Raw genomic sequence first — 20677 nt, 5'->3', positions numbered from 1 at the left:
CACAAACACATTGTATTAAAATGAGGTCGATATCAGACCGGTACTTTAGCCGGTAACTGATTCGACCTCATTTTTTTGATCTCTGTGAATGATCCTGGTTGGGATCCACTTTAGTGTTTGGCAATGAAATCTTTTAGTAGGATACCGTGTTGGCGTTGACAAGCGTGCCTTTAACGCCGTCATTGGTTTCGATCATGTACATGACCGCCTGTGCGCCAGGATGGGAGATGGCTTCGAATTGAAAAGTATTGATGATTTTATAGGCGCCTGGTGGGTACACTATGTTGTTGTGTATTGCCTGTAAGCCTTCCGCCACTTTATTAAAGATGACTGTATAGCCAGCCGTACGGATCTTGTTCAGGCAGTTTGCCAGGCTTTTCAAATAGGGTAACTGATCGGGTAACATGATTGCCTTTTCTATAAGTATATCAAATTTTATTGCCATCTGAATCCAGCATCCGGGAGGGGAGGAAAGTCAACAGAAAGCCGCGTAACCAGGGGATTGTTGCAGGATGTGGTGGGAGATGGGCATCCGGTGTTTTTCGAAGAGTGTATACAAAAAGGAAGGGCTGGTAGAAACCAGCCCTTGTAAAGTCCAATGTGCCTTATGAAAAACTATTTTTTTAGCGATGATTCGATCGCCTTCAGTTTGTCGTGATGGGAACGGATGGAGGGTAATACCTTGGTGATCCAGGCTTTCAGGTCTTCGTCTTTCAGGTCGTTCAGCGCTTTTTCATAATCGCTGATCGTCTTTTCATGTTTGTCTATCAATGCCTTTACCCAATTCTTGTCAAAATCTGCTGGCTTGTCATCGCTCAGGTCTGTGATCAATTCCTTGGTCTTATCGGGCTCATCCGTTGGCAGGGTGATGCCTTTTACGGAAGCGATGGATTTAAGATCACCCAGCGCTGTTGTGTGATCGGTTTCGAGCATCGTCGCAATGTCCTTCACTTCTTTGTTAGAAGATTTCTGAATGGCCAACTTGGCGAGTTTGATCTCGGCCAGGTTGCCGGATGCGGCATCTACTGCAAAAGCCGATTTTTCCTCGGATGAGTCTGCATCAAATTTCTGTTCATTTTGTTCTTTGGCTACTTCCTTGCTTTCTTCAGGTTTCGATTCATCCTGACAAGCTACCATCAAACTACCTGCCAGCATTAAGCCGACGGTCCATTTACTTAGGTGTTTTTTCATGTGTGGTTTTTTATACTAATTAATTGATCTGATGTGGGTATGTGTTTGATCTATTTATTGGCGATTTGCATATCGCGGTGTCGCTTGATGAGGTCATGCGATTCACGCAATGATGCTTTCTGTTTGGTGATCAGCTGCCGGATATCCACATCCATGGTCTCTTCTGACTCGAGTGCTTCATTATAGGCCTTTTGTGCGGCATCTTCTCCAAACTCGCAAGCTGCCAGTACCGATTTGCGGTCTTTGCCGGAGAAGGTGGCTTTCACACTCATCCAGGCGCGGTAGATCTTACCGGAATTGGTAGTGCTGTTGGTATCCGCTCCGCCACCCTTCTTACCGATCTCCTGGATCAGTTCAGCCTTGGCTTGCCTGCTTTGGTCGGCCATACGGCGGAACAGTGTGCGTAAGTCTGCGTCTATATCCTTGGTTTCGCTGATGGCTTTTTCATAACCTTCTATGCGATCGTTGTTGATACGGATCAGGTCATTCAGCACTTCTATCACTTCTTCGTTGTGTTGCATAACAATCATTTTAATGGTTTACAGATGACTACCTAAGCGAAAAAACAATACCCTTTGCTGCGACAGGTAGTTTTGTGGAAGGTCTTCCTCGAAGGGGGCGTTAGGGCTGTTCAATTGAGGGCGATAACTCACCAAATTGGTTGAACAATATGGCACAAGAATTTAGTTGACTATGTCATAGGAGGGTATTTTATGAACGCAGCAAGTTTATCGCGGATAGAAGATCACGCACTTGTCCGCACGTTTTGCGGGTGCTTTTCCGACATGGATCGTTTGCACTCCGAATTACATGGCGATAAGATCCTGGCTGGATGCCCGGCCATCAATATTGCGGAGACGGCATCAGGTTATCTCATGGAGATGGCCCTGCCCGGGTACAGGAAGCAGGACCTGTTGCTGGCGATCGAAGATGATGTATTGATCGTACAGGGTTGCTCGTCGTGCGTGCCTGCTCAATATGAGGAAGTGCAGCGTTTTTATAAAAAGGAGTTTGGTATCGAGTCTTTCTGCCGGAGCTTTTTGCTACCGGAAGATGTAGAGAATGTCAAGGCGACTTATGAGGGTGGCATCCTGGCGATCCAATTACAAAAAGGAGCAATACACAAGTGTGTAGTGGACGGCGTATGTGAGCGTGTAACGATCCCTATTCAATAAAATAGCTAGTTATGGCCAAATATTCAAAAGGCGCACAAAAATCGGTGGAAAGCGCCATGCATCGTAAGAAGAAAGGTACTCTGAAGTCGGGTAAAGGCGGAAAAGGAGGCACTGTAAAGAGCCGGGCGCAGGCTATTGCGATCGGGTTGTCGGAGGCGCGGGAAAAGGGGGCCAAAGTGCCCGTGAAAAAGAAGGGCGCCAGCAAGAAGGCCGCGAAGAAAGCTGCTCCCACCAAAAAGAAAGTGGCCAAAAAGAAAGTGGCCAAAAAGAAAGCAGCGCCCAGGAAGAAGGCCGCCAAGAAGAAAGCTGCCAGAAAGAATACGCCACGCAAGAGATAGGAGCGATGCTCAGGCACGGGTTTTTATTGATCACTATGAACATTGCTATGATATGGAACATTCCCTCGAACTTATTATTGATGGTGCTCCGCAGAGCGTACTATTAAGCGAGATGCAACATCCTATTCATTCTATGGTTCACGCTTCTTTTGAAGACGGCTACGAGAACATCTTTTTTGTAGATGTGGAGAGTGGTAATTGGGTGGAGCAGGACATCGGCTTTACCAGCCTGGCTGCCCTGGTGGGTAAGAAGGTGGAGCACCTGTATTATTTCGATTGGGGTAAAAAGGATATCACCTGGTGTGAAGAAGAAGCCAATGGTAAATACCTCCATTTTGGATTCCATGCCGATCATACCGCCGGCTATATGGTTTACGAAATATTTGCTGCCAACAGGCGATATATGTTTACCCTCGTGAGGTTGCAAAACCATGTATGGCAATTGTTCAAGATACCCGGCAGTGGCTGGGATTACGATGAGGCCTATATTCAAAAGATCCCTTTCATTCTCGATGAGATCATCACCTAACGAATAGTTATGAATCGTCTATACCTTATTATACAGTTGCTGCTGCCATTAAGCTGGTGGTCGTGTGGCGACGGATCGCCCAACGCCAGTGAGCGCCCGGTTGATTCGCAAATGGTGGCCGAGCACGTCGATCCCAGCACTAAATTTCCCCAACAGGTCATAGAAGTAGATAGCCTGCAGCGCGATCCGGACTTTGTCACCAATGCCAGGAATCGGGCCGAAGAAACGTTGGCATTGGCCCGGCTGGGTGCCGAAAAGGCATCAGATACAGCGGTCAAGGCCATTGCCCAACGCATCGCCAACGATCAGGAGACCCTGCACCAATCGTGGAAGGGGCTGTCGAAATCGGAAGGACCTGGCGATAGTACCGTCCGCTATACGGATGGAAGCCGTGAAGAACTGAAGAAGCTGACCGGTAAGGCCTTCGACCGGCAATGGGTTGAAAAAATGGTTACCTGGAATGCTGCCGACATCAGCCGTTACGCTGCTGAGTCGGAGGCTGCGAAAGACAAAACCGTCAAACGTATTGCAGGAGAAGCCCTGCCCAGGTTAAAAGCTCATCAGCAACAATTGGAATCTTGCAGAAGCAAATTTCCATAAATACTATCGAAGTTTGTGAAGACGGCCGGGAGGCCGTCTTTTTTATGCCTTCTGACTAACGAGGAGCAGGTGACATGATCCATTTTTGTTGGCGCCAATGCTCAATTTGAGGCATGTTGGTTCAAACTGGTATCCACTTTTCGGATTAGGTGGCTATCGGTGATATGGCATTAAGTTTTTGAAGGGTGATTTATAGCTATTCTTTATACCTCACTTAAAACCAACAGTTATGCAACGAGATGGGGCCTGTGTAAGTATCTGGCAAGCCTCCGCCAGTGATTATCAACCGCAGTCCAGCTTTATTCCGATGGGTGTGCAGGATGTAGTGATCGTAGGGGGCGGAATAACAGGGATCACCACCGGGCTACTGCTGCAGCAGGCCGGAAAACGATGCGTGGTGGTCGAAGCGCATTCCATTGGCTTCGGCACTACCGGAGGTACTACAGCACACCTCAACACTTTTATGGACGCTTCGTACGCGCAGCTCATCAAAAACTTTTCATTGGAAGATGCCCGCCTGATTGCAAAGGGCGCCCGACAGTCGATCGAACTGATCAGGCGGCATATCGAGCAGTTTAGCATTGCCTGTAAGTATAAAGAGTTGCCGGGGTTTCTTTTTTCTACCAACGACCAGGAAACGAAGGAGCTGGAGGAGATTGTAAATGCTTCGAAAAAAGTGGGTGTGCCGGTAGACTTCGTGAATGATGGTGTGTTGCCGATCCCCTACCAAAAGCTGGCTGTATTCGAGCAGCAGGCGCAGTTTCACCCAATGGTCTATTTACAGGGCATTGCCCGGGCTTTTGAAGCCGCCGGCGGTGTATTGTTGCAGGATTGCCGAATGCTGCATGCCGAGGACAACGAAACGGTAGAAGTCATCACGACGAAAGGCAATATCAAATGCCGGCAACTGATCTACGCTACGCATATTCCGCCCGGCGTTAATCTCTTGCATTTCCGGTGTGCGCCTTACCGCAGTTATGCGCTGGCGGTAAAGCTGAAGAACGACGCTTATCCCGATGCGTTGGCGTACGATATGCAGGATCCGTATCACTATTACCGTACCCAGGAGGTGGATGGCGAACGCTACCTGATCGTGGGTGGCGAAGATCATAAAACGGGACACGAGGAAAACACCGAAGCTTGTTTTCGCCGGCTCGAGAGCCATGTGCGTAATTACTTTGAGGTGCAGGAAATCAGCTATCGCTGGTCTTCGCAATATTTCGACCCTACGGATGGTTTGCCTTATATCGGGCACCTGCCCGGACATCCAGAGAATATCTATGTGGCTACGGGATTTGGGGGCAATGGGATGATCTACGGCACCCTGTCGGCTATCCTGTTGCGTGACCTGCTGGTGCAGGGAAAGAGCGAATTGGAGGAATTGCTGGATCCCAACCGGATCAAGCCGGTGGCGGGTTTTGCGAACTTCGTGAAGGAGGCGGCCGATGTGGTGGGGAAGCTGGTAGGTGGGTTGTTCCCGAAGGAAAAATTGCCGATGCTGGCCGATTTAGCAACTGGTGAAGCACGCATCGTTGAGTTTGACGGAAAGAAAATGGGTATCTATAAAGACGATCGCGGAGGGGTGCATGCCATCGATCCGGGCTGTACGCACATCAAATGCACGGTGCAATGGAACAATGCGGAGCGGTCCTGGGATTGCCCCTGTCATGGTTCGCGATTCTCCTTCACGGGCGAAGTATTGACGGGCCCTGCCCGGAAAAATCTGGCGGTGTATGATGTGCAGACCGGTAAGACGGTCACCAGAACGCATTAGCGCCGCTTATGTGGCATTTATAGCTGACATCCGAATGTAGGTGTATGATAAAGTAAAAGCCCCGTAATGGGGCTTTGCTGCTTTTGATGCGGCGCTTGAATTAAATGCCCTTGGCTGCCTTGCGGGTGGCCAGGAATGCTTCAAACTGCGGTAGGGTATAACTCGACAGGTTGCAGTCGGCGGTAAGACCGCCCTTTTGAGCAGCGAGTACCCCATAGCGGCAGTCGTCATATCCTTCGATGGAGTGGGCATCGGGATCGATGGATAACAATACATTTTTCTCCATGGCATAGTCGATCCAGCGCCAGTCGATATCGAGGCGGCGGGGGTGGGCATTCAGCTCTACCACGACCTGGTTATCGGCGCAGGCGTCTATGATGGCCTTGTGATCGAGCGGATAACCGGGGCGGCTCAATAGCAGACGGCCGGTCATATGCCCGAGGATGGTGGTATAAGGATTTTGTACGGCCGCCAGCACACGCGACATGGCTTTTTCCTGGGTCATCTTGAGGTTGGAGTGTACGGAGGCAATAACGAGGTCGAAGGTGCCGAGTATGTTGTTGGAGTAATCGAGTGATCCATCGTTGAGGATATCGCACTCGATGCTTTTGAATATTTTGAAGGGTGCATACTTTTTATTGAGCTCTTCGATATAGTAGTGCTGTTCTTTGATGCGTTCTTCGGAAAGCCCTTTGGCATAGAAGGCGCTTTTGCTATGGTCGCTGATGACGAGGTATTCATACCCTTTGGCGATGGCTGCCTGCGCCATTTGTTCAACCGTGTTGGCGCCATCGCTCCAATCGCTGTGGCTGTGGATGATGGCCTTGATATCGCCGGGCTGGATAAGGGTAGCCGGGATGCGGCCACTGGACAATATACTACCGGTTTCGCGCATGGCTGGTGCGATGTAGGGGATATTGGTGTGGGTGAAGATCGCCTCTTCCGAATCGAAGAAGGCATCTGTATTCCAACCGGGTAATGCCTGCCAGGCCTGGGCAAACTCATCGCTGCACGATGTAGTGAATAATGTTTTATAGTATTGAGGTTGCGGTGCGTGGTAAAATTTGAGGGGCAGGTTTTCGGATCCGCGTACCGTTAATGTGGCATCACTGGTATCTTTAGTGGTGAAGTTATTGGCTTCGAGAAAAGATTGCAGTTCGCCGATGGTGGAAGTGGTGACCCAGGCGAGCTGGTTGATAATCTCCTGCTGGCGGCGGTATTCGCCGGTGGGGGAGAAGTGCTGGGCGGGGAATTGCTCGATCAAAGTCTTCTCTATCGCCAATGCATAGCTTTCTATTTCTGCATAGAGGTGGCTGCCCTGGCTGCGCATATAGAACTCAATGGACTCCTGTACATTCTTCTGTGTTTTCTCCCCAAAGCCTTTGTACAACATGAGGCGGTTTTCGTTGCAGGCATAGAGCAGTTCACCGATGGTTTCCACATTCATCTCCTTCCAGATGGTAGCAATCTTTTTGGGGCCGATGCCTTTGATGCGCAGCATTTCGATCACACCTGGTGGTGTGTTCTGTATATATTCTTCGAGCACGGCGAGGCGGCCGCCGTTATCGATCATCTCGATGATCTTTTTGCCGACTGAGTCGCCGATACCCTTGATGGTAAAAAGTTGGGTCGCTGGCAGGGAGGCCAGGTTGTCGGTCATCTTTTCGATGTTGAAGGCCGCGGAAGAATAGGTCTTAGATTTAAAACTGTTTTCTCCGTGGATATCCATGAGTTTGGACAGCAGGTCAAATTGTGCTGCCAGGTAATCGTTGTCGATGGTCATGGGGCAAAAGTAGGGAAAAGGTACAAAGGCAACGAGGCTAGGAGGCAACGAGGGGAAGAAGGCAACTAGGCATCGAGGCAAAAAGGCGAGGGAAAAGGGGGTTAGATGTTGCAAAGAGACTGCAGGGAAGGAGGTCGTTGGCTGAAATTGGGGCGGGGGTTGATTTTGCTGCGAAGGGCTGGCAAGAACTGGTGGAGATGAGGGCAATAAAAAAGTCCCGGAGATGATCCGGGACTTGGTATTTTCGGTTGATCCGAAGAAACTACTTTGCAGCTTTCTTAGGAGCAGCTTTCTTTGCAGCTTTCTTAGCGGCTTTTTTAGGAGCAGCTTTCTTTGCGGCTTTCTTTGCAGCTTTCTTAGGAGCAGCTTTCTTTGCAGCTTTCTTAGCGGCTTTTTTCTTAGTTGCCATTGTTTCTGAATTTAAAAATGGTTAGTAAAAGAATTACAACCATAAAAATAGAAACTAATTTGAAACCGCCAAAACTTTTTTTACAATTTGTAAAAAAAAATGGTTATGCTACTGGCAGTACGCTTACAACAGTTTTATCATTCTTGGTCTTGCGGAACTCAACAACACCATCGTTTAAGGCGAACAGTGTGAAGTCTCTTCCTACTCCTACGTTCTGACCAGGATGATAAGAAGTACCACGTTGACGTACGATGATATTACCGGAAATAGCAGGTTGGCCTCCGTAGATCTTAACGCCAAGGCGTTTGCTTTGAGAGTCGCGGCCGTTCTTTACACTGCCTTCCCCTTTTTTATGTGCCATGATTACTTAGTTTGAAATTTAATAGAATTTGAGAATTCGTCTTTGAGCTTACACCCATGACAAACTAACGAATTATGCGATGTCAGTTACCTTGATCTTAGTGTAATGTGTACGGTGACCGTGTTTCTTACGGAAACCTTTCCTTCTCTTCATTTTGAAGGCAATTACTTTATCACCTTGAACCTGGCCAACGATTTCCGCTTTAACGGTTGCCTTCACTGTGCTGCCTACAGACAGATTTCCATCAGCACTTACCAGCAGAACTTCTGCAAACTCCACTTTGTCACCGGCGTTGCCGTCAACATGGGGAACATATAAAGTTTGGTCCTTCTGAACCTTGAATTGCTGACCGGCTATTTTAACTATTGCTAACATAACTTTCCAAAAATTAGGAGTGCAAAGGTAATAGGTTTATCGCAGATTCCACGGGCTTTCCAGCATTTTTTTTCAACATCTGTTGATTAATTCCGGCCGGGTTCCTGCGAGGGCTGCAAATATACATATAATATATATCCCGCCGCCGGTAAAGTAGACTGCTTTTGCATCGCCACCAGCCTGTCTGTATAGAGCTCCCATTACCACTATGTGGTATTTTAGTGTATGTGTTATGTACACAAAGTCAACTGATTAACCACAAAATGGTATTGTTGGCGGTTCGTCAGGATCGTACCTTGCCCCTGCATTTCGATTGAAACCATCTCTTAAAAACCAACATGTATGAAATTGCGTAACAATGCTTACCCCTGGCTGCTGGCTGTGGCAGCCATGCTCGCGATGTCCGGTTGCTGTAAGCCGGAGAAGATCAAGGTCCTCGGTGTACCGCTCCATCCCCAGGAAACGGGTATGTGGTGCTGGGCTGCCTCCGGGCAGATGTGTATGGACTTTCTGGGTGATAGTCCCAACCAGTGTACACAGGCCAATAACCGGCTTGGGCGCACCGATTGCTGCAATAATCCGGTCACGGGCGATTGCGTAAAGGGCGGCTGGCCCGAATTCACCAAATATGGCTTTACCAGTAAGAATACCAGTAATGCTGCCTTGGATTGGGAGACGATCCGTAAGGAACTGTCTTGCCGCAACCGGCCTATTTGTTTTACCTGGCATTGGCCGGCAGGCAGCGGGCATATGACGGTGCTGAGCGGTTACAAGACCATCGAATCGGGCAATCACCTGCTGGTGACCAACCCGGGTGGCGGCGGTGATGTATACTGGATCACCTACGATTACTATATCGATGGTGGTGGCGACCGGCCGCACTGGGACGACTTCTATGAAATTCGCAAGAACTAATTCCTCTACCACAACTCAAACTTAGTAATATGAAGCAATATTTTTTGGGGAGTGTTTCACTCCTGGTTTTGATACTCGCTGCGGTATTGATCATGGGGCAGCAACAGGACGATCAGCAGAAGAACCGGCAGGAGGCTGCCAATACAGGCCTGAAGAATTTGCTGGCATTGTATGACGATGAGACTGCCCGGACCACGGGTGTACCGGTGGATCGTATCCGCAATGCGCGCCTGGGCCGCCCGCTCACCCTGCAGTACATCAATGCAAGGGAGGTATTGAAGGCCGCGACCTTCACGGGTATCGGCGGCTTGCTGATGCCGAATACCGAGTATTATTTTCCGGTGGAAGCGGATGGCGCTGTCATCGCCTCGATAGAGGTCGTAAAAAACAAAGAAGGCCGCTGGGTGCCCGGACAGATGGGCGGCTTCAAGCTGGCCGATGGGGTGAACAATATCGTCAACAAGATCCTGAAGAACGATAGCGCCGTGGCGATCGACCGGTTGCGCATGTATCACTCCGGGCCGCATGGCGTGCTGCTGATCGGCTTCGATAAAGGCGGTGTGCAATACCTGACGCCTGTACAAAGCCGTCCGGATGTGAACCTGCGGGCTGGGCAGGTACTGACTGAAGTGGAGGCGCTGGAGCGTTTACGCGATATCTACAAACAGGTAGATATGAACCTGCCTGACTGATGGTCTTTCTGCTATAATTGGTGTTAAAATTTAATGGTACTCCAGGGCATATCTCCCCGGCGGCAATGGATTGCCGTACCGGGGAGATTTACTTTTGCGGGAACTGATATTAACCCTAATTTCGTGTGATTGCGCCATAGACTAAACTTATGCAAATCAAATCTTTACTGGCAAAACCATTTGCCAATTATGTATACAAGGGTGTGCGGAAAGGGATGGCCACGGCGGTAGCAGATCAGGAGAATATACTGAAGGAGCTATTGAAAGTGGGCAAACTGACCGAGTTTGGAAAGGAGCACCAGCTGCAGAACGTATCCGTGTATGAGGAATACCTACAGGCTGTTCCCATTCGCGATTACGAGCAGTACAAAGGATATATCGAGAAGATCAAAGAAGGCCGTCACAATATTTTGTGGAAGGGTAAACCTATTTACCTGGCCAAGACTTCCGGTACGACCAGTGGTGTAAAGTACATCCCCATCTCGAAAGAATCGATCTCCAATCATATCAACAGTGCGCGCAATGCGCTGCTTTGTTACATTGCGGAGACAGGCAATAGTCAATTTACCAATGGTAAAATGATCTTTTTATCCGGCAGTCCCGAACTGGACCGGGTAGGGGGCATCCCTACCGGCCGTTTGAGCGGTATCGTGAACCACCATATTCCCAATTACCTGCGCAGGAACCAGCTTCCTTCTTACGAAACCAATTGTATCGAGGATTGGGAGACCAAGCTGGACAGGATCGTTGCGGAGACGATTGACCAGGATATGTCACTGATCAGTGGTATTCCACCATGGATGCAGATGTACTTTGACCGGCTGCACCAAAAGACCGGTAAAAGGATCAAAGATATTTTCCCGCATTTCTCGGTATTGGTACATGGTGGTGTAAACTTCGAACCCTACCGCAACAAACTGTTTGAGACCATCGGTGCGCCCATTCATTCCATCGAAACCTTCCCGGCTTCGGAAGGCTTTATGGCTTTCCAGGATTCACAAAATGCCGAAGGGTTGTTGCTGAATACCAATAGTGGCATTTTCTTTGAGTTTATTCCTGCCGGCGAGATCTTTTCGAATTCACCTACGCGGTTGAGCCTGAAAGATGTGAAGGTGGGTGAGAACTATGCGTTGATCGTTAACAACAATGCAGGGCTGTGGGGGTACAATATCGGCGATACGGTGAAGTTTGTTTCCACGGATCCTTACCGGGTGGTAGTTACAGGGCGTATCAAGCATTTTATCTCTGCCTTTGGGGAACACGTGATCGGTGAGGAAGTGGAGTATAGTCTGATCAAGGCTGCAGAAGAAGAGGGCGTGCACATTACGGAGTTTACCGTGGCGCCGATGATCACGCAGGGCGAGGGCAAGTCGTACCACGAGTGGTTTATCGAGTTCGAGAACAAGCCGGCCGATATGCAGCGATTTGCGCACAAGGTGGACAATCATCTTCGCAACAAAAATATCTATTACGACGACCTGATAACCGGTAATATCTTGTTGCCTTTGCACATTCGTCCGGTAAAAAAGAATGGCTTCATCGACTACATGAAGTCGATCGGCAAGCTTGGCGGGCAGAATAAGGTGCCCCGTTTGAGCAATGACCGTAAGATTGCGGTGGCGCTGGAGCCATTTGTGGAGTAGTGTCGTGTAGGGGGCAACTGCGCTCCCTGGTATTATTTAGTATGTAAACAGCTTATAACAAAACCGGTTCATGTCAAATAGTTTTCCGCAGAAACGCATCGCTTTGTTTGGATCTACGGGATCGATCGGCACCCAGACCCTGGATGTGATCGCCCAGCATCCTGATAAATTTACCGCAGAAGTATTGACGGCCCACAGCAATGATGAGTTGCTGGTGGAGCAAGCCTTGCGTTTCAAGCCCAATATCGTGGTGATAGGGGATGAGCGTAAGTACCAGCATGTAAAGGCGGCGCTGGCGAAAACCGATACCAAGGTATTTGCCGGAGAGCAGGCCCTGGAGGAAGTAGCTTCGATGGATGTGTATGATGTGATGCTGGCGGCGATCGTAGGGTTTGCGGGCTTGCGGCCTACGCTGCGCGCAGTAGAGCAGGGCAAGGCGATTGCGCTGGCCAACAAGGAAACGCTGGTGGTGGCCGGCGATATCGTGATGCAGAAGGCGGTGGAGCACCGTGCTCCCATCATTCCGGTGGATTCCGAGCATTCGGCGATCTTCCAGTGCCTGGTGGGGGAAACGCGCAATAAGATTGAGAAAGTGATCCTGACGGCCTCGGGTGGTCCTTTCCTGGGCAAAAAGCCCAATTACCTGGTGAATGTGAAGCGGGATCATGCCTTGCAGCATCCCAACTGGAACATGGGCGCGAAGATCACGATCGACTCGGCTACGTTGATGAACAAGGGCCTGGAAATGATCGAGGCACGCTGGCTGTTTAACCTGCAACCCGACCAGGTGTCGGTACAGGTGCATCCACAAAGCATCATACATAGTCTGGTACAATTTGAAGACGGCAGTATCAAGGCGCAGATGGGCCTTCCGGACATGAAATTGCCGATTCAGTACGCTTTGACCTTCCCGCACAGACTACCCAACAGTTTTCCGCGTTATAACTTCCGTAAGCCTGCCATACTTACGTTTGAAGAGCCCGATACGAAGACGTTCCGCAACCTGATACTGGCTACGGATGCGCTTTTCAAAGGCGGTAACCTGCCTTGTGTGCTGAATGCGGCGAACGAGATCGCTGTATTCGCCTTTTTACGTAACCGGATCGGATTCCTGGACATGACGGACCTGATCGAACGTACGATGCACCAGGTACCCTTTATTGAAAAGCCTACCCTGGAAGAGTATTTTGAAAGCGATGCTGAGGCCCGGAATTTCGCTGCCTCTGTAATTAAGCTTTGATTTTCAAGCCCGTTTGCATCAAACGGGGTACTTATTTTTCCGTTAATAATGAGCGAATTTGGTTGAGCGGCGCGGATATCTCATTTAATATAGGATATTTGGGATTATGGATTGCGGCAACAAATACCCGGTGGGGATGTTATGTTCGTAATTCCGGTATTGCATAATTATAAAAAACTCAAAAGCAAGGGCAGGAGTGAAGATGGCTTGTAACGAGGTTTACAGCGATCTATCATGATTCACGACTGACGATTCACGATTATGATCACATTTTTAGCCATTGACTGGGCTGTTGTCGGTATCAAGGCATTGCAATTAATCCTTTCTCTCTCCATATTGGTGATCCTGCATGAGATGGGGCACTTTCTTCCTGCCAAATGGTTCAAGTGCCGGGTAGAGAAGTTTTACCTGTTCTTCGATCCCTGGTTTTCGCTGTTCAAGAAAAAGATCGGTGAAACGGTCTATGGTATTGGCTGGCTGCCCCTGGGTGGTTATGTCAAGATCAGCGGTATGATCGACGAAAGCATGGACAAGGAGCAGATGAAGCAGGCTCCCAAAGATTATGAATTCCGCAGCAAGCCAGCCTGGCAGCGCCTGATCATCATGATCGGTGGTGTTACGGTGAACCTGTTGCTGGGTTTCTTCCTGTTTGCGATGATCCTGTGGGTGTGGGGTGAAAACCGCCTGCCGATGCAGAACCTGAAAGACGGTGTGATGGTGAACCCGATCAGTGAGAAAGTGGGTTTGAAGAATGGCGACAAGATCGTGAGCGTCGACAATAGACCGGTAGATGATTATTATTCACTGACCCGCGATATCATCCTCGATGAGGGCAAAACGGTACAGGTAAACCGCAATGGCCAGGTGATCAACCTGGAATTGCCCAAGGGGACCATCCGTAGCCTGATCAAGCAGAAAGCTTCGTTTGTAAAGCCCCGTGTGGCGCCGATTGTCGATACGGTGTTTTCGGGTGTCGGTAAATTTACCCAGGATTCGTTGCTGAAGGGTGACCAGGTGATTGCGCTGAACAATACACCGATCACGTTCTATGATCAGTACCTGGCGGAGATGCCCAAATACAAGAACCAGGAGATCACGCTGACGGTATTGCGCAATGCGGATACGGTGCTGGTGAAAGCCAAGTCGGATACGGCGGGTCGTGTAGGGTTCTTCGTATGGCCCGAGAAGCTGGCTGGTACTTACAAAGAAAAATATGATTTCTTCCCTGCAATCCCTGCTGGTATCAGCAAGGGTTGGGAAAACCTGGTGATGAATATCAAGAATTTCAAATTGCTGTTTACCTCCGACGAGGTGAAGGCCAGCGAATCGCTGGGTAGCTTTTTGAGTATTGGAAATATGTTTGGCGCCGAGTGGGACTGGGAGTTGTTCTGGAGCATGACGGCGCTGCTGAGCATTGTGCTGGCGTTTATGAATATGCTGCCGATCCCGGCGCTGGATGGTGGTCACGTATTGTTTACGTTGTACGAGATCATTACCGGCCGTAAGCCTGGCGACAAGTTCATGGAGTATGCCCAGATGGTCGGTATGGTACTGTTGCTGGGTCTGATGGCGTATGCGATCGGTCTCGACTTCTGGCGTGCGTTTTTCAAGTAGCAGGTACTTCACAAAAATAATAGCTGCGGGCTGTTCGTCGATAGGCGGATAGCCCGTTGTCGTTTGGGGACGATTGGATGATCGGCGGGAAACAGCACAAAGGTGGGGAACTAAAATACTACTAAGTGGGTATTGCGTGGTATGGTCGGGGGATGCAGGCTGGGGGCGGGTTTGGCGTGGTGGGCGGGGGCGTTTCCCGTCTATCGGCGATTTACTACATTTTACTAACCTAAACAGGCATTTCGTCCAAAAGCGCTTTTCAGGCGGCGGATCGTGGCGTTACTTTGTGTCATCAACGGATCGCCTTAAAGTACTTACTAAGTTTTACATAGAGTTTTCTCATAGCAGTTAGTTTTGGTTAACCCCCTGGTAGTCTTACCGGGGGTCTTTTTTTGGGGGGTGGGGGAGTGCTGCGAGGACGATTTTCTTAGGACTGTCTTAGGATCATCTTAGGACTATTGTAACAGCATGATACGACATCTATGCCTGTTGGATGAGGCGGGCGTACCTGGTGGGTATGGAATATGTTGGTGGCGGTCCTGGAAGTAGGGGAGGGCGATGACCGGAAAAGACCGAACAAGACCGAAACTGTCAGAAATGTCCGAATTGTCCGGACAATTCGGACATTTCGGACAATACGGCCATAAACGGACAGGGGTGTTTGGGTGAGGCCTTTGTGCGTGTGTAACTTTGTGAAAATATCCGACCTATGGCAAAAGCTTTTGGTATCATCAAGGTGCGTGGAGCGATCGATGACCTGTCTTTCCGGCAAACGGAATTTGGCAATGAGGTGGGCCGGAAACCCGGACCTACGCGGGAGCGGGTACTGCACCATGAACGGTTTCACAATACGCGGCTCAACCTGGAGGAATTTAAGCGGTCTATGGAAGGCAGCAAGTTGCTGCGGAAGGCGTTGGCGCCGTTGTTGGCGGGGCGCAAGGGATCGGCACTGAATGGCAGGATGAATGGCTTGCTGTACCGGATGGCGATGGGTGATTCCTTGAATCGTTTCGGCGAACGTGGACCTGCTACCGGTGATGCGACGCTGTTGAATGGGTTTGAGTTTAATAAAGCGCTGGGGTTGGATATGGCGGTGAATGTGCCGGTGGTCCATGCTATGGATGTGGATAGCGGAGTAGGGAAGGCTGTGGTGCCGTCTTTCGTGGCCCGCAAGCGTGCTGGCTTTCCGGTGGGGGCCACCCATTTCAGGGCGGTGTCGGGTCTGGTGGCTATCGATTTTGCGAGAAAGAGCTGCCGGCAGGATTTTCAATATTCGGAGATGATGCCGTTGCGGATGAAGACGGCCGATGCGATGACGTTTGACCAGCAGGTAAAGGTATTGCCTGGTGAAGTGTTGGTGCAGGTATTGGGAATGGAGTTTTATAGGCAGGAAGGGGAGGAGTGGGTGTTATTGAAGGGAACGATATTGCGGATCGTGGAGGCGGTGAGAAAGGAAATGATGGTTGATGAGGTGGCTGTTCCGGTGGTGGCGCCGGTGTGTGAGGTTTGTGTGGTGGATGGGTTGTGGCAGCGGGTGTTGGAAATCGGGGCTGCTGCCAGGAAGGAGCGGGTAGAAAAGGATTTCGTCCGTCGCGCCATGCCGGTTGTGCTGGTGGAGTAGCCTGACAGTGAGATATTCAATAATTTTTAGTATTTTTGCAGACTACCTTTAGCTGAAAAGCTGAACGAACTGATGGGGGCGTTTTGGTTTTGACAGCATAGATCTTTGAGAGTGTAAGCATGTCGTGCGTTGGATAATTAGCACGTTAATCTGAATATTCAAACTTCAAATGGCAATACTCAGTATGCCATGGCTGCCTAATCAGTGATTAGATAGTCATTAGGGCCGCCGGGCAGGTTGATCTGTTACCAAGCCCCGCCGCCGACTCAAAACAAATACAGGTTGCTGCTATCGAAGGCTGTGCCGATGGCTTAAGACCATTCAGCTAAGGATCAGGTTGGTTTGTTGGTTTCCTGCCTGTTCCCGACAATTAATAATCAAATAAGCATGTAGAAAGCTTTTGGAGAATGTGTTTGGACAGGGGTTCGAGTCCCCTCGCTTCCACGAAATTAAAGCCTTGCAAATGGATCATTTGCGAGGCTTTTTTGTTGCAACTCATCTAACTTTCAGGGGTGCATATAGGAGGCTGTAGTATGGACGGCCTTTTGTTGCAGGCAGGTATAAACGCCTTCACTGTCGCTTTGCTAGTTGCATACTATTGTTCTTTAATTCTCATAAAGTCAATTTCACTTCCTTTTCTGTATTTTCCATTTTCTCGTTGGTAGTATTCCCACTTATAATGATCGTTATTGATAAACATAAAAAGGAAGTGATCCTGTATTGTTATGCCAGGTACGGGCGAATATTCTGAATCGAACGTGATAGTTCTCCTGGTGGAATCGTAGGTTCCTTCAGATACTATAATACCGCTATTGAGGTGGTTACCGATGGAGGTCCTAATAAATTTCATTTTGACATTGTCATATCCTTCAATGTCGACTCCCTGAAATTTTGTTTCCAGCATATTTCCATCCTGTATGGGCATTTCGAGCGTTCCGTCTGAGACTATGTTTACTACAAAGTAGCGCCCGTGCGCAAAAGACGCTCTGTTAATGGATCCGCTAAACTCCAGTGAAATGGTGCTCGAAACAGCATCCACCCAGTTAAAATGTCTTCCCTTAAACGTCCATTTGCCGACAAGATCAGCCAGTAACTGATGATATTGGCCGGGCCTGGAATAATCAAGCATTTGTTTATAGGCAACTTCACCTGCCGCATAAACGTTGGTAAGGCTGTCGCTGTTCTTTTGTGCAAAAGATGTGGCGACAACGATGATTGTTAGAATAGCGCATACAGTTTTTTTCATGGTCAATGTTTTTAAAAGTCATTAACAGACAGCGTAATTGTTTTTCACAAATGCTAAACCCGCAGGATATGGGTTTTACTGTTTGTATTGCTACATAAAATTATTCCAGGATTTATTACCCCGCCATCATCTAAATAGATGATTTATGGGTTACAGTTATAAATATTGTTTACCTTACTGTAACACCTTTCGTTACTGTATGCATCTAAAAGACACGTTTACTGTCAATTATTGTTATTGGCTGGTATTATGTATGTGTTATACCAATGATGCATTTGCGCAACCAATCTGGACTGATTCAACAAAAGACGCAGTGCATGCACAAAAGGAAGACACCAACAAAGTGTTCGCCTTACTGACGCTAAGTGAATATTATAAATTAAGCTATCCTGATTCTGCCCTTATTTACGCTCGTCAGGCACTTAACCTGGCAAATAAGTTGCGTTTTGAAAGCGGTAAATTCTGGGCAAATACTGCCTGCAGCAATATCCTGATGATATTAGGTGATTATCCACAAGAGCTTACACATGTATTTGAATCCTTTTCGCAGGCAAAAAAGTTAAATACTCCGCGGCCATTGGCTGTCGCCAATGCTATGATGAGCGGATATTATTATGCCCTCGGAGAATACGGCAGCAGTTTAAGATATTGGAATGAGGTTAGGCGCATCACTGAGCGTTGGTTTGCCGATGAAATGTGGGGCATCTGGCTTAATCTCTCCAACATTTATGCAGGCCTCCATAAACCAGATTCTGCTATGCTTTTTGCACGAAATGCTTACGCTGAAATAGTGTCCAATCAACGACTTTATAGAAAAGACTACGAAAGTCAAAAGGAAACAAGCGCTACGTTTATTTTGTTAGGAAACCGGTTCGCCGATAACCGACAATTCGATTCGGCGCTCTATTACTTTAGAAGGAGCTTCCCTGATTCAATCAATCACCAGCTTTCCATCAATACCATGTTGGGATACAATGGTCTTGCAAAAGTCTTTTACGCCACCGGTAGGGTCGACTCTGCCATTTTTTTCTCCGGAAAAGTTTTGGAATCGAGGATTGCCAGGTCTTACCCGATAAGTTTATGGGAGACCTCAATTTTACTGGCGTCTATCTACGAACAGCAAAAAAAGCCTGATAGCACCTTGAAATATGAGAGGCTGGGATATGCCTGGAAAGACAGTCTATTTAATAGGGAGCGGATGTTAAATATCCGTGATATCACTTATCGCGAGCAGGAAAAAAGGCAGCAAGATGAAACGACTAAAGTTAATGTGTATAATAGGTACAGGATTTATTTGTTAATTGGATTATCCATCGTTGCACTGCTTGCTGCAGCTATGCTGCTAAAGATCAGAAAAGACAGACAGCATCAAAACATGCGAAACAGCATTGCTGATGACCTTCATGATGATATTGGGTCAACACTCAGTAGTATTCGGATCATGACTGAACTCTCAAAAAGTAAACCATCAGAAATGCGGGCGGTGCTGGATTCAATAGAGGAGCATGCATGCCTCATGCAGGATAAATTGACGGATATAGTTTGGTCTGTGAATCCAAAAAATGATCGTTTTGAGAATATTATCCTTCGCATGAACACGTTCGCTTCTGAGTTGGCGGAAGCAAAAAGTATTGATCTCAATTTTTGTAGTAACGTTCGTACTTCAACCAGGTTGTCCATGGTGCAGCGAAAAAGCCTGTTTCTTTTCTTTAAGGAAGCAGTCAATAATTGGGCAAAACATTCATCTGCTTCATCGGTGTGCATCAAGGTATCTCAAAAGGGGAGCTACATCGAATTGGCAATCCGGGATAACGGGATTGGATTTGATCGCACGAATACAACACAGGGAAATGGCATGGATACGCTGAAGAGCCGTGCGCAGGATCTTCGGGCTGATTTTAGCATAGTATCTCAAGTAAGTAAAGGGACAGCCGTTTACCTGCGTTTTAAGATCAATTGAACAGATGATGAGTGAAAAAGCATTCTCTTATTAAATAATCTGATTACATATGGACATCAAAGTGGCCATTTTCGAGGATAATAGATCACTTCGCAACAGTCTAGTGCAACTGATCAACCATGAGGAGGGAATGATCTGTACAGGGGAATTTGCTGATGCCAATACAGTTGTTCGAAGCATGCAGCTGGCTAATCCGGATGTGGTTATTATGGATATTAAAATGCCCGGTTTGTCAGGAATAGAGGCGGTCGGACCGATCAAGAGCAGATACCCGGCAGTACACATCATTATTCAGACTGTATTTGAGGATAATGATAAAATATTTGCGGCAATTTGTGCCGGCGCCAGCGGTTACCTGATAAAAAAGACAGCTCCTAGAAATATCATTGAAGCCATCAAAGAAACACTGCTGGGTGGGGCGCCGATGACAGGTTCTGTGGCGGTCCTTGTTTTACAAATGCTCCGGCAATCATCGACTAGCGATAAACACGAGTTTATTGCCTTATCGGAAAGAGAACAGGAAATTCTTGCCTTGCTGGTAAAAGGAAAGACCTATAAGATGATAGCATCGGAATGTTTTATTTCTGTAGCAACGGTCAGCACACATGTAGCCCATATTTATGACAAACTTCAGGTACACTCGAAATCTGAAGCTGTTTCGAAAGCGATTAAACAAAAGCTAGTTTAGATAAGCTGGGCAGCTTGCATTGTTTAGAAACGGACCAACAACGCATCTATCTGTGATGAAAGCTGGTGGCGGGATGCAATAATGACAACTGCATAGATCTCGTCTTGCAACGTACGAGGTAATCGATCGCAGATTCCGTTGGCCTGTGGATGCTAATCATTTCATCAAATACGGCAGGTAAATAATCAGGGCGCATATCACCGCCACAAAGCCAATGATCAACACGGCTCCTGCAGCCAGGTCTTTTGCCTGCCTGATGAGTGGGTCCTGTTCTTTGGTAACCCGGTCGGCCAATTTTTCCAGCGCTGTATTGAAGATCTCCGCCATCCAGGCCAGGCCGATCAGAAGCAGGGTGATCAACCACTCGGTTTTGCTGATTTTCAACAAGGTATTGACCACGATCACGGCAATGGCTGCTGCCAGGTGAAAGAGCATGTTGTTTTCGTAACGGAATGCTTCATAAATACCTCGTAGCGCATACTTATAGCTGATCAGATGTGACTTAAATTTATTCATACTGAAT

22 protein-coding genes and 1 other RNA gene are annotated in these 20677 nt (G+C 48.2%); 14 read left to right on the top strand and 9 right to left on the bottom strand.

What is annotated here, in order from left to right:
• Nucleotides 1-133 precede the first annotated feature (133 nt).
• From P2W70_RS25440 to P2W70_RS25430, 3 genes are all read right to left on the bottom strand, one after another.
• Entirely contained in the window at nucleotides 134-406 is a 273-nt protein-coding gene (locus tag P2W70_RS25440; RefSeq protein ID WP_276484366.1) for a hypothetical protein, read from the bottom strand.
• A 209-nt stretch (nucleotides 407-615) separates the two neighbouring features.
• The gene (locus P2W70_RS25435; protein WP_276484365.1) at nucleotides 616-1191 is read right to left on the bottom strand and encodes a DUF4142 domain-containing protein; all 576 of its coding nucleotides are present in this window, start codon (nucleotides 1189-1191) and stop codon (nucleotides 616-618) included.
• 50 nt (nucleotides 1192-1241) lie between these two features.
• A complete protein-coding gene (locus tag P2W70_RS25430) occupies nucleotides 1242-1712 on the bottom strand; it encodes a ferritin-like domain-containing protein (protein ID WP_276484364.1) in 471 nt (156 codons plus the stop codon).
• A 264-nt stretch (nucleotides 1713-1976) separates the two neighbouring features.
• Between P2W70_RS25430 and P2W70_RS25425 the strand changes: the two genes are divergently transcribed.
• The 5 genes from P2W70_RS25425 to P2W70_RS25405 all read left to right on the top strand — a co-directional run bounded on the left by P2W70_RS25425 (nucleotide 1977) and on the right by P2W70_RS25405 (nucleotide 5607).
• Complete coding sequence (locus P2W70_RS25425; RefSeq protein ID WP_276484363.1) at nucleotides 1977-2366, top strand: Hsp20/alpha crystallin family protein; 390 nt, start codon at nucleotides 1977-1979, stop codon at nucleotides 2364-2366.
• Between the two features lie 11 nt (nucleotides 2367-2377).
• Nucleotides 2378-2704, top strand: a complete 327-nt coding sequence (locus P2W70_RS25420; RefSeq protein WP_276484362.1) for a DUF6496 domain-containing protein — start codon at nucleotides 2378-2380, stop codon at nucleotides 2702-2704.
• A 52-nt stretch (nucleotides 2705-2756) separates the two neighbouring features.
• On the top strand, nucleotides 2757-3233 hold the full coding sequence (locus P2W70_RS25415) for a hypothetical protein (protein WP_276484361.1): 477 nt from the start codon (nucleotides 2757-2759) through the stop codon (nucleotides 3231-3233).
• A gap of 9 nt (nucleotides 3234-3242) precedes the next feature.
• Entirely contained in the window at nucleotides 3243-3833 is a 591-nt protein-coding gene (locus P2W70_RS25410; protein WP_276484360.1) for a DUF4142 domain-containing protein, read from the top strand.
• 229 nt (nucleotides 3834-4062) lie between these two features.
• Complete coding sequence (locus P2W70_RS25405) at nucleotides 4063-5607, top strand: FAD-dependent oxidoreductase (RefSeq protein ID WP_276484359.1); 1545 nt, start codon at nucleotides 4063-4065, stop codon at nucleotides 5605-5607.
• A gap of 100 nt (nucleotides 5608-5707) precedes the next feature.
• Here the strand turns inward: P2W70_RS25405 and P2W70_RS25400 are convergent, their stop codons facing one another.
• From P2W70_RS25400 to rplU, 4 genes are all read right to left on the bottom strand, one after another.
• Nucleotides 5708-7390: a DNA polymerase/3'-5' exonuclease PolX gene (locus tag P2W70_RS25400; RefSeq protein ID WP_276484358.1), complete on the bottom strand. Its 1683-nt coding sequence runs from the start codon at nucleotides 7388-7390 to the stop codon at nucleotides 5708-5710.
• A gap of 262 nt (nucleotides 7391-7652) precedes the next feature.
• Entirely contained in the window at nucleotides 7653-7799 is a 147-nt protein-coding gene (locus P2W70_RS25395; RefSeq protein ID WP_276484357.1) for a hypothetical protein, read from the bottom strand.
• A 103-nt stretch (nucleotides 7800-7902) separates the two neighbouring features.
• Nucleotides 7903-8160: a 50S ribosomal protein L27 gene (gene rpmA, locus P2W70_RS25390; protein WP_276484356.1), complete on the bottom strand. Its 258-nt coding sequence runs from the start codon at nucleotides 8158-8160 to the stop codon at nucleotides 7903-7905.
• 72 nt (nucleotides 8161-8232) lie between these two features.
• Nucleotides 8233-8535 carry a 50S ribosomal protein L21 gene (gene rplU, locus P2W70_RS25385; RefSeq protein ID WP_276484355.1) on the bottom strand — a complete coding sequence of 101 codons (303 nt, stop codon included), beginning with the start codon at nucleotides 8533-8535 and terminating at the stop codon, nucleotides 8233-8235.
• 342 nt (nucleotides 8536-8877) lie between these two features.
• Between rplU and P2W70_RS25380 the strand changes: the two genes are divergently transcribed.
• The 7 genes from P2W70_RS25380 (at nucleotide 8878) to ssrA (ending at nucleotide 16707) form a co-directional block, all read left to right on the top strand.
• Nucleotides 8878-9450 (top strand): papain-like cysteine protease family protein, encoded by a 573-nt coding sequence (locus P2W70_RS25380; RefSeq protein WP_276484354.1) that lies wholly within the window; start codon nucleotides 8878-8880, stop codon nucleotides 9448-9450.
• 29 nt (nucleotides 9451-9479) lie between these two features.
• On the top strand, nucleotides 9480-10142 hold the full coding sequence (locus tag P2W70_RS25375; protein ID WP_276484353.1) for a hypothetical protein: 663 nt from the start codon (nucleotides 9480-9482) through the stop codon (nucleotides 10140-10142).
• 149 nt (nucleotides 10143-10291) lie between these two features.
• Nucleotides 10292-11785 carry a GH3 auxin-responsive promoter family protein gene (locus P2W70_RS25370; protein WP_276484352.1) on the top strand — a complete coding sequence of 498 codons (1494 nt, stop codon included), beginning with the start codon at nucleotides 10292-10294 and terminating at the stop codon, nucleotides 11783-11785.
• Between the two features lie 70 nt (nucleotides 11786-11855).
• A complete protein-coding gene (locus P2W70_RS25365) occupies nucleotides 11856-13025 on the top strand; it encodes a 1-deoxy-D-xylulose-5-phosphate reductoisomerase (RefSeq protein ID WP_276484351.1) in 1170 nt (389 codons plus the stop codon).
• A 261-nt stretch (nucleotides 13026-13286) separates the two neighbouring features.
• The gene (gene rseP, locus P2W70_RS25360) at nucleotides 13287-14639 is read left to right on the top strand and encodes an RIP metalloprotease RseP (RefSeq protein ID WP_276484350.1); all 1353 of its coding nucleotides are present in this window, start codon (nucleotides 13287-13289) and stop codon (nucleotides 14637-14639) included.
• 709 nt (nucleotides 14640-15348) lie between these two features.
• Nucleotides 15349-16260 carry a hypothetical protein gene (locus P2W70_RS25355; protein WP_276484349.1) on the top strand — a complete coding sequence of 304 codons (912 nt, stop codon included), beginning with the start codon at nucleotides 15349-15351 and terminating at the stop codon, nucleotides 16258-16260.
• 74 nt (nucleotides 16261-16334) lie between these two features.
• Nucleotides 16335-16707: a transfer-messenger RNA gene (gene ssrA, locus P2W70_RS25350) on the top strand.
• A gap of 148 nt (nucleotides 16708-16855) precedes the next feature.
• On the opposite strand, the gene P2W70_RS25345 is transcribed toward ssrA, so the two are convergent.
• On the bottom strand, nucleotides 16856-17506 hold the full coding sequence (locus P2W70_RS25345) for a DUF1579 family protein (RefSeq protein WP_276484348.1): 651 nt from the start codon (nucleotides 17504-17506) through the stop codon (nucleotides 16856-16858).
• Nucleotides 17507-17705: 199 nt separating this feature from the next.
• Between P2W70_RS25345 and P2W70_RS25340 the strand changes: the two genes are divergently transcribed.
• Together P2W70_RS25340 and P2W70_RS25335 are read left to right on the top strand one after the other, a co-directional pair.
• Nucleotides 17706-19466 carry a tetratricopeptide repeat-containing sensor histidine kinase gene (locus P2W70_RS25340; RefSeq protein ID WP_276484347.1) on the top strand — a complete coding sequence of 587 codons (1761 nt, stop codon included), beginning with the start codon at nucleotides 17706-17708 and terminating at the stop codon, nucleotides 19464-19466.
• A 49-nt stretch (nucleotides 19467-19515) separates the two neighbouring features.
• Nucleotides 19516-20154 carry a response regulator gene (locus P2W70_RS25335; RefSeq protein ID WP_276484346.1) on the top strand — a complete coding sequence of 213 codons (639 nt, stop codon included), beginning with the start codon at nucleotides 19516-19518 and terminating at the stop codon, nucleotides 20152-20154.
• Between the two features lie 156 nt (nucleotides 20155-20310).
• Here the strand turns inward: P2W70_RS25335 and P2W70_RS25330 are convergent, their stop codons facing one another.
• The gene (locus P2W70_RS25330) at nucleotides 20311-20670 is read right to left on the bottom strand and encodes a diacylglycerol kinase family protein (RefSeq protein WP_276484345.1); all 360 of its coding nucleotides are present in this window, start codon (nucleotides 20668-20670) and stop codon (nucleotides 20311-20313) included.
• Between the last annotated feature and the right edge of the window lie 7 nt (nucleotides 20671-20677).

The organism is Paraflavitalea pollutisoli (assembly GCF_029360705.1).
GTDB lineage: Bacteria > Bacteroidota > Bacteroidia > Chitinophagales > Chitinophagaceae > Paraflavitalea > Paraflavitalea pollutisoli.
This window is presented reverse-complemented; position numbering and strand designations above follow the sequence as displayed.